14 protein-coding genes are annotated in these 14,784 nt (G+C 61.9%); 6 read left to right on the forward strand and 8 right to left on the reverse strand.

Translation table 11 applies throughout. The features are described 5' to 3' along the window. From flgJ to CEC48_RS25955, 6 genes are all read right to left on the reverse strand, one after another. Window positions 1-1,260 (reverse strand): flagellar assembly peptidoglycan hydrolase FlgJ, encoded by a 1,260-nt coding sequence (gene flgJ, locus CEC48_RS25930; RefSeq protein WP_088426325.1) that lies wholly within the window; start codon window positions 1,258-1,260, stop codon window positions 1-3. A gap of 4 nt (window positions 1,261-1,264) precedes the next feature. Next, on the reverse strand, window positions 1,265-2,353 hold the full coding sequence (locus tag CEC48_RS25935; RefSeq protein WP_176438785.1) for a flagellar basal body P-ring protein FlgI: 1,089 nt from the start codon (window positions 2,351-2,353) through the stop codon (window positions 1,265-1,267). A 27-nt stretch (window positions 2,354-2,380) separates the two neighbouring features. Beyond that, entirely contained in the window at window positions 2,381-3,076 is a 696-nt protein-coding gene (gene flgH, locus CEC48_RS25940) for a flagellar basal body L-ring protein FlgH (protein ID WP_088426327.1), read from the reverse strand. Between the two features lie 53 nt (window positions 3,077-3,129). Continuing rightward, window positions 3,130-3,915: a flagellar basal-body rod protein FlgG gene (flgG, locus tag CEC48_RS25945; RefSeq protein WP_017477441.1), complete on the reverse strand. Its 786-nt coding sequence runs from the start codon at window positions 3,913-3,915 to the stop codon at window positions 3,130-3,132. A 63-nt stretch (window positions 3,916-3,978) separates the two neighbouring features. Beyond that, complete coding sequence (locus CEC48_RS25950) at window positions 3,979-4,719, reverse strand: flagellar basal body rod protein FlgF (RefSeq protein ID WP_088426328.1); 741 nt, start codon at window positions 4,717-4,719, stop codon at window positions 3,979-3,981. Window positions 4,720-4,919: 200 nt separating this feature from the next. Beyond that, the gene (locus CEC48_RS25955; protein WP_088426329.1) at window positions 4,920-6,485 is read right to left on the reverse strand and encodes a sigma-54-dependent transcriptional regulator; all 1,566 of its coding nucleotides are present in this window, start codon (window positions 6,483-6,485) and stop codon (window positions 4,920-4,922) included. Window positions 6,486-6,751: 266 nt separating this feature from the next. On the opposite strand from CEC48_RS25955, the gene phhA reads away from it, so the two are divergent. The 3 genes from phhA (at window position 6,752) to CEC48_RS25970 (ending at window position 9,201) form a co-directional block, all read left to right on the forward strand. After that, on the forward strand, window positions 6,752-7,543 hold the full coding sequence (gene phhA / locus CEC48_RS25960; protein ID WP_088426330.1) for a phenylalanine 4-monooxygenase: 792 nt from the start codon (window positions 6,752-6,754) through the stop codon (window positions 7,541-7,543). 105 nt (window positions 7,544-7,648) lie between these two features. Then, window positions 7,649-8,005, forward strand: coding sequence for a 4a-hydroxytetrahydrobiopterin dehydratase (locus CEC48_RS25965; RefSeq protein ID WP_088426331.1), 357 nt, complete (start codon window positions 7,649-7,651; stop codon window positions 8,003-8,005). Further along, entirely contained in the window at window positions 8,005-9,201 is a 1,197-nt protein-coding gene (locus tag CEC48_RS25970) for an amino acid aminotransferase (RefSeq protein WP_088426332.1), read from the forward strand. Before CEC48_RS25965 ends, CEC48_RS25970 begins: the two co-directional genes overlap by 1 nt. 139 nt (window positions 9,202-9,340) lie before the next feature. Here the strand turns inward: CEC48_RS25970 and CEC48_RS25975 are convergent, their stop codons facing one another. Then, window positions 9,341-10,150 carry a UDP-2,3-diacylglucosamine diphosphatase gene (locus CEC48_RS25975; RefSeq protein ID WP_003214618.1) on the reverse strand — a complete coding sequence of 270 codons (810 nt, stop codon included), beginning with the start codon at window positions 10,148-10,150 and terminating at the stop codon, window positions 9,341-9,343. A 133-nt stretch (window positions 10,151-10,283) separates the two neighbouring features. Between CEC48_RS25975 and CEC48_RS25980 the strand changes: the two genes are divergently transcribed. Together CEC48_RS25980 and CEC48_RS25985 are read left to right on the forward strand one after the other, a co-directional pair. Next, window positions 10,284-11,051 (forward strand): AraC family transcriptional regulator, encoded by a 768-nt coding sequence (locus CEC48_RS25980; protein ID WP_088426333.1) that lies wholly within the window; start codon window positions 10,284-10,286, stop codon window positions 11,049-11,051. 205 nt (window positions 11,052-11,256) lie between these two features. Then, a complete protein-coding gene (locus CEC48_RS25985; RefSeq protein ID WP_088426334.1) occupies window positions 11,257-12,147 on the forward strand; it encodes a DMT family transporter in 891 nt (296 codons plus the stop codon). Here CEC48_RS25985 and CEC48_RS25990 read toward each other — a convergent pair. Beyond that, window positions 12,141-12,428: a SelT/SelW/SelH family protein gene (locus CEC48_RS25990; protein ID WP_088426335.1), complete on the reverse strand. Its 288-nt coding sequence runs from the start codon at window positions 12,426-12,428 to the stop codon at window positions 12,141-12,143. The genes CEC48_RS25985 and CEC48_RS25990 overlap by 7 nt on opposite strands. Before the next feature lie 83 nt (window positions 12,429-12,511). On the opposite strand from CEC48_RS25990, the gene CEC48_RS25995 reads away from it, so the two are divergent. Further along, a complete protein-coding gene (locus CEC48_RS25995; RefSeq protein WP_088426336.1) occupies window positions 12,512-14,701 on the forward strand; it encodes a patatin-like phospholipase family protein in 2,190 nt (729 codons plus the stop codon). Window positions 14,702-14,784 lie beyond the last annotated feature (83 nt).

The raw sequence follows: 14,784 nt of genomic DNA on the forward strand, positions 1-14,784 counted from the left end.
TTATAAATGAGTGGAAGCGCCCGCGGCAGCGTAGTTCTGGTAGCTGTTCATCGTTTTGGCAATCTGCGAAATCTTGCTGGCGTAATCCGGGTCGGTTGCATAACCGGCTTTTTGCAACTCGCGTACAAACTGTTCCGGGTTGTCGGCTGACTTCACAACATCTTTATAGCGATCATTGCTTTGCAGCAACGTCACCAGATCATGGAAGCTGTCCTGGTAGGAATTGTAGGAGCGGAACTGCGCCGTCTCCTTGACCATCGCGCCATCGCGAAACTCGCTGGTGATCGCACGGGCCTGTTCGCCCTGCCAGCTCTGGCCGGCCTTGATGCCGAACAGGTTGTGGCTGCTGGTGCCATCTTCGGCACGCATCACCGATTTACCCCAACCGGTTTCCAGGGCCGCCTGGGCCACCAAATAGCGTGGGTCAACGCCAATCCGCGCGGCGGCCTCCTTGGCCATCGGCAACATGGTGGCGACAAATTCATCCTGCGAGCTGAAGGCTTTTTTCGCCGGAGCCAAAGGTGGCTGAGCCACGGCGCGACCGTAAATCTGCATCTGCCCGCGCGGCAGTGCGGCAAGGCTGCGGGCGGCGTTGTTGACCACACCGTCATCGGCTGCACTGTTGCGCAGCGGCGCGGCCTTGGCGGCAGTGGTAGCGTCGGTGCTTGGCACGATGCCGGCCAGCAGGCGATCCGTGAGCTTGCTCGGCAACGAGATACGGCGCTGGTTCATCAGCGCCATGTCATTGGCGTGGGAGTTGGTGCCTTCAGGCACCGCCACGCGATACGCCCACAATGGCCGCTGACCATTGCTGCGGCCCAACGGGCCATCGGCCTTGGTACCGGCGGCAATTTCGGTCGGCACATCAACCTTCTTCGCAGGTACTGCCGGGCCTTGCAAGGTGGCCGCCTGGGCGTCCACCGGCTTGTTCTTCTGCATCTGGCGCAGCAGCACGTCGGCCAGGCCGATACCACCGCCCTCGCGAGACAGCGAGACCGCCAATTGCTGGTCGTACATTTCCTGGTACTGCTTGGCCGCCGGCGTGTTCAGCGGGTTGTCCTTGCCCAGGGCTTCGGTGGCCGAACGCATGGACTTGAGCATCTCACCGAGAAACAGCGACTCGAACTCCTGCGCGACCTTGCGCATGTTGCCGTCGCTGTTCTTGTCGCCGACCTTCAACTGGTTAAGCCGGTTGAGGTCGGAATAAGAACCCGAGTCCGCCGTGCTGCTCAGGCCGCTCTTGCGCATGTCCATGGCCATGGCGTCAGATCACAATCAGGTCGGCTTGCAAGGCGCCGGCCTGTTTCAACGCTTCGAGGATCGCCATCAAGTCGCCAGGCGCTGCGCCCACCTGGTTCACCGCACGGACAATCTCGTCCAGGGTGGTACCGGGGCCGAACTTGAACATCGGCTTGGCTTCTTGCTGGGCATTCACCCGCGAGCGCGGCACCACGGCGGTCTGGCCGTTGGACAACGGGCCAGGCTGGCTGACGATCGGGTCTTCGGTGATGGTCACGGTCAGGCTGCCGTGGGTCACGGCCGCCGGCGAAACCTTCACGTTCTGGCCGATCACGATGGTACCGGTACGCGAATTGATGATGACCTTGGCCACCGCCTGGCCCGGGTCGACCTCGAGGTTTTCGAGCAACGACAAGTAGTCAACGCGCTGGCTTGGGTCCAGCGGTGCGGTGACGCGAATCGAGCCGCCGTCGATGGCCTGGGCCACGCCCGGGCCGAGCAGGTCATTGATCTTGTCGACCACGCGCTTGGCGGTAGTGAAGTCCGAACGGTTGAGGTTCAGGGTCAGGCTGTTGCCCTGGTTGAAGCCGCTCGGCACCGTGCGCTCTACCGAGGCACCACCGGGGATCCGGCCGGCCGACGGCACGTTGACGGTGATCTTCGAACCATCGCGGCCTTCAGCGTCAAAACCGCCCACCACCAGGTTGCCCTGGGCAATGGCGTAGACGTTGCCGTCGATACCTTTAAGTGGCGTCATCAGCAAGGTGCCGCCACGCAGGCTTTTGGAGTTACCCATGGACGAAACGGTGATATCGACCACCTGCCCCGGCTTGGCGAACGGCGGCAAATCAGCGCTGATGGACACCGCCGCAACGTTCTTCAACTGCACGTTGCCCGAACCTGCCGGCACCTTGATGCCGAACTGCGAGAGCATGTTGTTGAAGGTCTGCAGGGTGAACGGGGTCTGGGTGGTCTGGTCGCCGGTGCCGTTAAGCCCCACCACCAGGCCGTAGCCGATCAACTGGTTGGACCGTACGCCGGAAATGCTCGCGATGTCTTTCAAGCGCTCAGCCTGGGCGCCTGCGCTCAGGGCCAGCAGCAACATCGCAGCCATCAGCTGTTTGAAGTTCAAAGTGATCACCTAGAAAGGGAACAGCGGGCTAAGGAAGAAACGGTCAAACCAGCCCGGCTGACTGGCGTCAGCAAACGAACCCGTACCCGAGTAGGTGATGCGTGCATCGGCAATCCGTGTCGACGACACGGTGTTGTCGGTGGCGATATCGTCTGCGCGAACCATGCCCGCAATGCGCACCAGCTCATCACCGGTGTTGAGGGTCATCCACTTCTCGCCGCGTACGGCGATGATGCCGTTGGGCAGCACGTCGGCCACGGTCACAGTGATCGAACCGGTCAGGCTGTTGCCCTGCCCGGCCGCACTCTTGCCGTTGGTGGCGCGGTCGCCGCTGTAGCCGGCGTCCAGGCTCAGGTCACCGCTGCCCAGCGGGTTATTGGTGTTCGGTAAACCGCCAAACAACGAGGTCAGGCCAATGGTGGTCTTGCTGGTCTTGCCGATCTGCGAGTTGGCGTTCTTGCTCGCCTGGGTCTTCTCGTTAAGGGTGATAGTGATGATGTCACCCACCCGGAAGGCCTTGCGGTCGCTGTACAGGTTCTGTTCGAAACCGGCCTGGTAGATCGAGCCGTTGTTGGCCGCCGCCGGCAGCGGCGTACGCGGCAACACCGGCGCATAGTACGGGTCATTGGGCTTTGGCGTCGGGGCAACACAGCCCGCGAGCGCAGCAATCCCACTCAATGCCAGAACAGAAACATAGCGATTCATGACCCATACCTCACGGTGTTGCAGGCGCCGTCAATAGCGCCCCATAGACTTGATTACAGATTCTGCGTTACGAACGAAAGCATCTGGTCGGCGGTGGAAATCACCTTGGAGTTCATCTCGTAAGCGCGCTGAGTGGTGATCATGTTGACCATCTCTTCAACGGTGCTCACGTTGGACGTTTCCAGGGTGCTTTGCAGGGTGGTACCAAAACCGTTGAGGCCCGGGGTGCCGATTTGCGGCGCGCCGCTGGAGGCGGTTTCCAGGAACAGGTTGTTACCAATCGCCTGCAAGCCGGCCGGGTTGATGAAGTCGGCGGTTTGCAGGTTGCCGATCACTTGGGACGCCGGGTTACCGGCAACAGTGATCGACACGGTGCCGTCGTTGCCGACGGTGAAGGTCTGGGCGTTGTTAGGCACGACAATCGCTGGCTCCAGCGCGAAACCGTTGGCAGTCACGACCTGGCCGTTGGCGTCCAGGTGGAACGTACCGTCACGGGTGTAGGTGGTGGTGCCGTCCGGCTGCAGGATCTGGAAGAAACCCTTGCCGTTGACCGCGAGGTCCAATGGCTGGCCGGTTTGCTGCAAGTTACCGGCGCTGAAGTTCTTCTGGGTACCAACAATCGCCACACCGGTACCCAGTTGCAGGCCCGACGGCAATTCGCTGTCTTGGGTCGACTGGGCGCCTGGCTGCTTCTTGATCTGATAGAGCAAGTCCTGGAACTCGGCGCGGTCACGTTTGAAACCCGTGGTGGACACGTTGGCCAGGTTGTTGGAAATGGTGGTCAGGTTGGTGTCCTGGGCGGACAAACCTGTTTTGGCAACGTATAGAGCCGGAAGCATGTTCATCTCCTTCGTGCGCCTGTTTTATGGCGCCGCGCTACAAAAATTAGTGTGTGGCTGCTATCAGCTCATCGCCAGGACGCGGGTCATGGCCTGGTCGTCTTCTTTGGCGCTGTTCATCATCTTGATGTGCAATTCGAACTGCTTGGAAAGCGCCAGTACCGCCGTCATTTCTTCGACGGCATTCACGTTGCTCGACTGCAGGAAGCCCGACGTCAGTTTGACGGTGGCATCGGCTTGGGCCGGCTGGCCATCCTTGGTGTGGATGGTGCCGTCCAGGCCCTTGGTCATGTTCTTGAGGTCGGGCTGGACCAGCTTGATCCGGTCCACTTCAGCCATCACCCGCGGGCCTTCGCCCATGGCGCGGATGCTGATGGTGCCGTCTTGGCCGACTTCGATCTGCTGCTGGGGCGGCACGGCAATCGGGCCACCGTTGCCCATGATCGGCATACCGTTGCCGGCCCGCAGCACGCCCAACGCATCAACGTTCATGCTGGCGCTGCGCACGTAGGACTCGCCGCCATCGGGGTTTTGCACGGCCATCCAGCCGTCGCCGCTGACGGCCACGTCGAGGTCACGGCCGGTTTCAATCATGGCGCCGGGGGAAAAGTCCGTGCCTGGGCGCTCGGTCAGGGCAAAGGCCCGCGCCGGAAAGCTGTCACCGAACACCGGCATCGAGCGCGCCTGCTCCAGGTCACGCTGGAAACCATTGGTGGAAACGTTCGCCAAGTTGTTGGCGTGGGCCTTCTGCGCCAGTGCATTCTGGCTGGCGCCGGTCATTGCCACATAAAGGTACTTATCCACGCTCTTTCCTCTTTCTGACGGACGCTTGCCGCCCACCGCTGTACTAATGAGGCTTAAGCAATTTGCGAACCAACTTTTTGAAAAGAGGAAAAGTCCAGGCGGGGCGGGGGTTTGCGGATCGAGTTGCGGAATCGGGGGCGCGCTGAGAGTCGAAAAAACGGCGGACTTATGCCGCTTACGGCAAGCCCGCTCCCACAGTTTTAACCGCGTTCGGCCTTGAGCACTTTGTAGTCCCGCAGTTTGTTGGCAATGGTGGTATGGGAAACGCCCAGCCGCTTGCCCAATAGCCGGCTGCTGGGATGCTCGGCATACAACTGTTCCAGCACCGCCTTCTCGAAGCGCCCGACAATCGCTTCCAACCCACCTTCCAGGGAAAAATCCCCCAGCGGCTGGCGCACGCCATAGTCCGGCAAGCGAATATGCTCGGCCTTGACCGTACCGCCTTCACACAGCGAGACCGCCTGGAACAGCACGTTCTCCAACTGCCGCACGTTTCCCGGCCAGTGGTAATGGTTGAGCCGATCCATCGCCCCCGGCGCAAGCTTGGGCAGCGGGCAGCCAATTTGCCGGCTGGCCTGATCCAGAAAGTGCTCCACCAGCGGCGGCAAACCATCAAGGCACTCGCGCAGTGGTGGGATATGCAGCGAGAGCACATTGAGACGATGGTAAAGGTCCTGGCGGAATTCGCCCCGGGCGCAGAGCTCGGAAAGGTCCACCTGCGTCGCGCAGATCACCCGCACATCCAGGTACACCTCTTCATCACTGCCTACGCGGCGAAAGCAGCCGTCCTGCAAAAAACGCAGCAGCTTCACCTGCAACCGCGCACTCATTTCCCCGACACCATCGAGAAACAACGTGCCGCCTGCCGTCAGCTCCAGCAGCCCCAACTTGCCCTCCGCCCTCGCCCCTTCAAAGGCGCCGGGGCCATAACCAAACAACTCGGTCTCAGCCATGGACTCCGGCAAACCGGCGCAGTTGAGCGCCATCAACGGCGACTGCCCGCGCGGGCTGGCCAAGTGGCAAGCGCGGGCCAGCAACTCTTTGCCGGTGCCGGTTTCGCCTTCTATTAATAGAGGCGCATCCAACGGCGCCATGCGCCGGGCTTCACGCACTACCGCGGCCATCACCTTGGAGCTTTGGAAGATGCTGTCGAAGCCCCGCAACTCTTGCTTGCGCACGTTGTAGATACGCTCGCCGACACGGTCGGCGCGGTGCAGGGTCAGCACGGCGCCGGCCATGGCTTCGCTGTCGTCGTGTTCGGAGGATTGCAGCGGGGCGATATCGGCGAGGAATACGTCGCCCTTGACCTTGACCCGCAGGCCATTGATCCGCGATTTACTGGCGCGTACCAGTTCCGGCAAATCGAAATCTTCGGCATAACGCGACAACGGAATGCCCGGCACCTCATCCACGCGCACCCCGAGCAACTGCGCGGCCGCACGGTTGGCGGCGACGATGGAGCCGCCCATGTCGATGGACAGCACCGGAAACTCCAGGGCGCCCAGCAGTGCATTGAGCTCCATATGCCGACGCTCGCTGGGCATCAACCCTACCCGCTTGACGCCAAATACCCCGGCAATCGCTTCGAACTGCGGGCGCAGCGCCTGGAATTGCATGTTCACCAGGTTCGGGCAGTACAGGTAAATGGCGTTGCCGTGCTCGCCGCCGACCTCGCCCTTGGCGACGTTCACGCCGTACTCCACCAGCAGGTTGAGGATGTCCCGCAGGATGCCGATGCGGTTCTGGCAATGCACTTTGATACGCATGAGAGGGCCCGAAGAGGTAGAGGCGCTGCGGTTTTTTGCCGCTGGGCGCAGATAATCGTCAAGATTATGTGACAGCCATGAGGCGATTCACACCCAAAATACGCCCCATGCAGAACAAATCGGCTCATCCGTAACGAAAACTTTACGAACGTTGGTAACTTTTCCTACAGAGCAGTGGCAACCGAGGATGGCTTCCTGGCTCAGGCGGCGTATCAATAGGCTCATCGCAGGACATAACAAGAACGAATGCCTAGCAGGAGAGCAGTATGAAGCAGACGCAGTACGTGGCCCGCGAGCCCGACGCGAACGGTTTTATCGACTACCCGCCCGAAGAACACGCGGTGTGGAACACCCTGATCACGCGCCAACTGAAAGTGATCGAGGGCCGCGCCTGCCAGGAATACCTGGACGGCATCGACAAGCTCGGCCTGCCCCACGACCGCATTCCGCAACTGGCGGAAATCAACAAAGTGCTGGCCGAAACCACCGGCTGGCAAGTCGCACGGGTACCGGCGCTGATCCCCTTCCAGACCTTTTTTGAACTGCTCGCCAACAAGCAGTTTCCGGTGGCGACGTTTATTCGTACCCGTGAAGAGCTGGATTACCTGCAAGAACCGGACATTTTTCACGAGATCTTCGGCCACTGCCCACTGCTGACCAACCCCTGGTTCGCCGAATTTACCCACACCTACGGCAAGCTCGGCCTGGCCGCCACCAAGGAACAGCGCGTGTACCTGGCGCGCCTGTACTGGATGACCATCGAGTTCGGCCTGGTGGACACGCCGCAAGGCCGGCGCATCTACGGTGGCGGCATTCTGTCTTCGCCCAAAGAGACGGTGTATAGCCTCTCGGACGAGCCCGAGCACCAAACCTTCGACCCGCTGGAAGCGATGCGCACGCCGTACCGCATCGACATCCTGCAACCGCTGTACTTCGCCGTGCCCAACCTCAAGCGCCTGTTCGAAGTGGCGCAGGAAGACATCATGGGCATGGTCGAACGCGGTATGCAGTTGGGCCTGCATGCACCGAAATTCCCGCCCAAGCCAAAAGCTGCTTGAACCGCGTCTTTCAGGGCCAGGTGAGTCTGTTCCCTGGCCCCGCGTTGCTTTAGGGTGACGCCACTGACGACCGTTTTCCACACACTCGATTTCAGGAATCCCCACATGACCACGTTGAACCAAGCCCACTGCGAAGCCTGCCGCGCCGACGCCCCGCAAGTCAGCGACGAAGAGTTGCCAGTGCTGATCAAGCAGATCCCCGACTGGAACATCGAAGTACGCGATGGCGTGATGCAGCTGGAAAAGGTCTTCCTGTTCAAGAATTTCAAATTTGCCCTGGCCTTCACCAACGCCGTGGGCGTGATCGCCGAAGCTGAAGGCCACCACCCGGGCCTGCTCACCGAATGGGGCAAAGTCACCGTGACCTGGTGGAGCCACTCCATCAAGGGCCTGCACCGCAACGACTTCATCATGGCCGCGCGCACCGACGAAGTGGCAAAGGATGCCGAGGGCCGCAAGTAATGCATTTTGACGCGATTGGCCGGGTGCCCGGGGACCCGATCCTCGGGCTGATGGAGTTGTATGCCCAGGACCCCAACCCGAACAAATTCGACCTCGGCGTGGGCGTGTACAAGGACGACCAAGGCCTGACGCCGATTCCGCATTCGGTGAAGCTGGCCGAGCAACGCCTGGTGGAGCAACAAACCACCAAGACCTACATTGGCGGCCACGGCAATGCCGCGTTCGGCACGTTGATCTCTGAGCTGGTCCTAGGCGCCGGCTCGCCGCTGCTGAGCGCACGCCGCGCCGGTGCCACCCAGACGCCTGGCGGCACCGGCGCGCTGCGCTTGAGCGCCGACTTTATCGCCCACAGCCTGCCCGGCCGTGGCGTGTGGCTGAGCAACCCGACCTGGCCGATCCACGAAACCATCTTCGCCAAGGCCGGCCTCAAGGTCAGCCATTACCCGTATGTGGGCAGCGACAACCGCCTGGATGTGGCGGCGATGCTGGCCACGCTGTCCACGGTGCCAAAGGGCGATGTGGTGCTGCTGCATGCCTGCTGCCATAACCCGACCGGTTTTGACTTGTCCAAGGATGACTGGCGCCAGGTGCTGAAGATCGTGCAAGAGCGCGAGTTGCTGCCACTGATCGACTTTGCGTATCAGGGTTTTGGCGACGGCCTGGAGCAGGACGCGTGGGCGGTGCGGCTGTTTGCGTCTGAGCTGCCTGAAGTGCTGATCACCAGCTCTTGCTCGAAGAACTTTGGTTTGTACAGCGACCGTGTGGGCGCGTTGATTGTGTGTGCGACGAATGCCGAGAAGCTGACGGATGTGCGCAGCCAACTGGCGTTTATTGCGCGTAATTTGTGGTCGACGCCGCCGGACCATGGAGCTGCGGTGGTGGCGACCATTCTCGGTGATGCCGAGCTGAAACAGCGCTGGGCCGGGGAAGTTGAAGCGATGCGTGCGCGGATTGCGCAGTTGCGTTCCGGGCTGGTGGAAGCGTTGGCGCCCCATGGGTTGTCGGAGCGGTTTGCGCATATCGGGGCGCAACGCGGGATGTTTTCCTATACCGGGCTGAGTGCCTCGCAAGTGCAACGACTGCGGGAGAAGCACAGCGTGTATATGGTCAACTCCGGGCGTGCGAACGTGGCGGGGATTGATGCGACGCGGTTGACGCTGCTGGCTGAAGCGATCGCGGATGTCTCCAATACCTAATTGAAGAAACCGGATCAAGACACAAGCGGGCTTGCTCGCGAATGCGGTGGGTCAGTCGCCATATGTACAGACTGACCCACCGCATTCGCGAGCAAGCCCGCTCCCACATTTAGGCCGAGTGAGCCTGTGGGGTTGAGGCTCAGCCCGCGACCATCTCGGCCTTGAGCTGCGCTTCTTTCGCCTGGGCATCCGCCAACCGATACAACTCGATATGCCCGTCCCAGTGCTCGATCAACGCCGTGCACGACTCCACCCAATCCCCGCAATTGAGGTAGTCCACCTCGCCCACCTTGCGAATCTCCGCATGGTGAATATGCCCGCACACCACGCCGTGCAATTCGCGCTTGGTCACCTCGTGGGCAATCGCTTCTTCAAAATCACTGATAAAGCTGACCGCCGTCTTGACCTTGTGCTTGAGGTAGGCCGACAGCGACCAATAGCCGTAGCCATATCGCGCCCGCCAGTGGTTCAGCCAGCGGTTGAGCGTGAGGGTGAACTCGTAGGCCGAATCACCAAGGAACGCCAGCCAGCGGTGATAACGGGTGATCACGTCGAACTGGTCACCATGAATCACGAGCAAATGCCGGCCATCGGCAGTCACGTGCACCGCCTCGTCCACCAACTGGATATTGCCGAGGATCAGCTTCGAATACCGCCGCAGAAACTCATCATGGTTACCCGTGACGTAGATCACCTCGGTGCCGCGCTTGCTCATGGTCAGCAGGCGGCGGATCACGTTGGTGTGGGCCTGGGGCCAATACATGCCGCTGCGCAGTTTCCAGCCGTCGATGATATCGCCGACCAGGTAGACCTTGTCGGCGTGGTAGCCCTTGAGGAAGTGTGAGAGGTGTTCGGCCTGGCAATCCCGGGTGCCCAAATGCACATCGGAAATCCACAGGGTACGCACGCGTTGCTTGCGGCTGGGTTTGGCGAGTTCGGCGCTGGTCATGGGCATGCCTCACGGGGTTTTCGCGAGCTTGCGCCCATGGGGTTAATAGCCCATGACAGTGTTGCGTCAGTCTGATGACAGCGCCCACGGCTTGCGAAGCGATGTAAACTGCAAGCCAGCCCAGGAGACTGCGATGAGACCCAACCTCACGCTACGCCACTACGTCGAAGAGCCCATCGCCCACAGCCACGACCACGCGCAGCTGGTGTTTGGCCTGTCCGGGCATCTGGACTTCGAGGTGGATGGCCGTGGCAGCCAGGTGCAGCACAGCAGCGTGATGGTGCTGCCCTACGCCGCCCACCACGCGTGCATCAGTCGCGATGGCAGCCGCTGCCTGGTGCTGGACGTGCCCGATGAGCACTGGCTGGCGCAGTCCCTGGGCGAGCATGCCGACGCCAGCCGCCGTTTGCTCGACCAGCCCGCACACCTGACCCTCGACAATCGCCAAAGCCAACTGGTGCAGTGGCTGGCGAGCAGCCCGGTGGACGACCCGCTGATCGCCCAGCAAGGCGCCGTGTTGCTGCTGGCCAGCCTCAATCTCGCACAGCCGCTGGCGGGCAAGCGTCTGCCGTATGCTGCGTTCGATGCGCATATCCAGCGGCACGCCGCGCACCCACTGCAAGTGGCAGACCTGGCGAAGCTCGCCGACCTGTCCGTCGCCCGCCTGCATGCGCGGTTTATGGCGGAATGCGGGCAGACGCCGATGGACTACATCCGCACCCGGCGTTTGCAGATGGCTCGCGGCCTGTTGTGCGACAGCCAGTTGCCCATCGGCGAGATTGCCGCGCGGGTTGGCTATGGTTCACAAAGTGCCTTTGCTGCGGCGATGTTGCGGGAGTTTGGCCTCTCGCCCCGAGCCTTCAGACGAGCACCGTCCAGTGTGGGAGCTGTCGAGCCTTAGCGAGGCGGCGATGCAGGCGCAGCGGTCCAGCAGGCACACCGAGGCGATCCCTTCGCAGCCTCGCTAAGGCTCGACAGCTCCCACATTTGATCTGCGCTGCTTTTGGCGCAAGAGTCCTGCAACAAAATCCGCGAGCCCGCCGACAGACGCAAACGCGTACAACCCTCTAGACTGCGATCCTGTAAACCCGTTGTTAAGGATCGCAATGACTCCCCGCACAGCCCTCGGCGCCCTGCATATCGGCGCATTGATGTTTGGCCTCACTGGCGTGTTCGGCAAACTGGCCGCCGCCTCGCCGGCAATTATCGTGTTCGGCCGTGCCGCGTTCGCGGTGATTGCCCTGGCGATCTTCGCGCGCTTCGCCAGCAACACCACCTGGCAAAAACTGCAAGCCCGGGACTGGCGTCGCCTGCTGGTCAGCGGCCTGCTGCTGGCCGCGCACTGGGTGAGTTTCTTTATTGCGGTGAAGATCGCCGGTGTGGCCATCGCCACCTTGGGCTTCGCCACCTTCCCGGCGTTCACGGTGATCCTCGAAGGGTTGATTTTCCGCGAGCGGATTCGCGCCAACGAGATCCTGCTGGTGGTGCTGGTGAGCATCGGCCTGGTGCTGGTCACACCGGACTTCAACTTGGCCAGCCAAGCCACCAGTGGCCTGTTGTGGGCGGTCTGCTCCGGCTTGTTGTTCTCGCTGCTATCACTGAACAACCGCGCCAGTGGGCGCATCCCGCCGGTGCAGGCCGCCTTGTGCCAGAACGTGGTTGTCGCGCTGTGCCTGCTGCCGGTCGCGGCGCCCGGGCTCGCCGAGGTGCGTGCATTGGACTGGCTGTGGATCGGCCTGCTCGGCGTGTTCTGCACGGGGCTGGCTCACAGCCTGTTTGTCGCCAGCCTCGCAGTGCTCAAGGCGCGCACCGCGGCGGTGGTCTTCGCCATGGAGCCGGTGTACGGCATCACCATGGCCTGGCTGCTGTTTGCCGAAACGCCGACCCTGCGCATGCTGATGGGCGGCGCGCTGATCATCGTCGCCATCGTGGTGTCCGGGCTGATGGGCAGCGCCAAGCCGGCCAAGCAGCCGGCAGGCACGGCCGACGCTCACTGAGTACGGTCGTTATGCCCCAGGTCCCGTTGCGGGTCGATCTGGTCGCGCACCCGTTGCTTGAGCACCTTGGCTTCCGGGAAGCCACCATCGGCCTTGCGCTCCCAGATTTGCACGCCATCACAGGTAATCCGGAAAGCACCGCCGGTGGCCGGTTGCAGGGCCACTTTGCCGAGGTCATCGGCGAACGTGCTCAACAGTTCCTGGGCAAGCCACGCGGCGCGCAACAGCCACTGACACTGGGTGCAATACGTGATGACAATCTCGGGTTTGGCCGCAGACATGAATTGACTGGCTCCTGCTTGGCGGGTTGAAAGGATCGAGTGGCTATAATACCGGCCTTTATCGTCCAGCCTTGAGATTGATGATGCGCCGCCTGTTGTCCTGCCTGTTGCTGTGCCTGTTCCCCGTCCTCGTCCAAGCCGTCGAAAACCCGCGCCCCAAAATCGGCCTGGTGCTGTCCGGCGGCGCCGCCCGTGGCCTGGCGCACATAGGCGTGCTCAAGGCCCTGGAAGAACAAGGCATTCATATCGATGCGATCGCCGGCACCAGCATGGGCGCGGTGATTGGCGGGCTGTACGCCTCGGGCTACAAGATCGACGAGCTGGAAAAACTCGCGCTGAACATCGACTGGAGGCTCGCCCTGTCCGATGCGCCGCCACGGGAAGACGTGCCATTCCGGCGCAAGCAGGATGACCGGGATTTTTTGGTCAAACAGAAACTCAGCTTTCGCGATGACGGCAGCCTGGGCCTGCCACTGGGTGTTATCCAGGGCCAGAACCTGGCCCTGCTGCTGGAAAGCATGTTCGCCCACACCAGTAATGTGCGGGATTTCGACAAGCTGCCGATCCCCTTCCGCGCCGTGGCCACCGACATCACCAGCGGCGAAAAAGTGGTGTTCCGCAAAGGCCATTTGCCCCAGGTGATCCGCGCCAGCATGTCGATCCCGGCGGTATTTGCCCCAGTGGAGCTGGATGGCCGGTTGCTGGTGGACGGCGGCATGACCGATAACATCCCGCTGGATGTGGCACGGGAAATGGGCGTCGACATCGCCATCGTCGTCGACATCGGCACCCCGCTGCGCTCGCGCAAGCAACTCAACACCGTGGTGGACGTGCTCAACCAGTCCATCACCCTGATGACCCGGCGCAACTCTGAAGAACAACTCAAGGCCCTGGCACCCCGCGACGTGCTGATCCAGCCGCCCTTGGCCGCCTACGGGGTGACGGATTTCGGCCGCGCCAAGGACATGATCGACGCCGGCTACCGCGCCACCCGCGCCCTCGACGTGCGCCTGGCGCACCTGCGCCCGGCCGAGCCGGTGGACCCTTCACTGGTAGCGGCCCGCACGCCTGGCGAGCGCAACCCGGTGATCACTGCGATCAAGGTGGAGAACGACTCCAAGGTGGGCGACGAGGTGATCCGCTACTACGTCCGTCAGACCCTCGGCGAGCCCCTGGACCTGGCCCGCCTGCAAACCGACATGGGCACCCTCTACGGCCTGGATTACTTCGAGCAGGTGCAATACCGCGTAGTGAAAAAGGGCAAGGACAACACCCTGGTCATCAGCGCCCGAGGCAAACGCAGCGGCACCGATTACCTGCGTCTGGGCCTCAACCTGTCGGATGACATGCGCGGCGACAGCGCCTTCAACCTTGGCGCCAGCTACCGCATGAACGGCATCAACCGCCTCGGCGCCGAATGGCTGACGCGGGTGCAGATCGGTGACCGGCAGGAGCTGTACAGCGAGTTCTATCAGCCGATGGACACCGGCTCGCGCTACTTCGTCGCGCCCTACATCAGTGCCCAGTCGCAGAACGTCGAACTGATTGAAGACAACAACCCGATCTCCGAGTACCGCCTGGAACGCTACGGCTTCGGCTTGAACGTGGGCCGGCAGATCGGCAACAGCGGCGAGATTCGTTTTGGCGTGGGCGAGGCCTGGGGCAAGGCGGACGTGCGCATTGGTGACCGGGACTCGCCGAGCATCAACTTCAGCGAAGGCTTCTATGAGCTGAAGTATTCCTTCGACTCGTTCGACAACGTGTACTTCCCGCACACCGGTGAAGATATTGGCCTGGCCTTTCGTGAGTTCGAACCGGGGCTGGGCTCTGACCAACGCTATCGCCAGTGGGAGTTCAAGCTGGACAAGGCCATGAGCAGCGGGCCGGACACGCTGATCCTCGGCGGGCGCTATGGGCGCACGCTGGATGATTCGGACGTGGTGATTTCCAGCTTCCTGCTGGGAGGCGCGCGGCAGTTGTCGGGCTTCCGCCAGGATGCGATTGCCGGGCAGAACATCAGCCTGATGCGCGCGGTTTACTATCGCCGGCTGACGCCGCGGTCTTATTTGCCGCTGGATTTCCCGCTGTACCTGGGCGCGTCACTGGAACGTGGGCGGGCGTGGAACAACGACAATGAATACGACAGCGGGTATATCAACGCCGCCAGTATTTTCCTGGGGTTTGATACGCCGTTGGGGCCGTTGAACTTCAGTTATGGGTTTAACGATGACAATCAGCAGGCGGTGTATCTGAACCTTGGGCAGACGTTCTAAATACGCCGCAGAACCAATGTGGGAGCGGGCTTGCTCGCGAACGCGGTGGATCAGTTAATGCATCTGGTAACTGTCACACCGCG

Source organism: Pseudomonas sp. K2I15, from assembly GCF_002204795.1.
Classification (GTDB): Bacteria; Pseudomonadota; Gammaproteobacteria; order Pseudomonadales; family Pseudomonadaceae; genus Aquipseudomonas.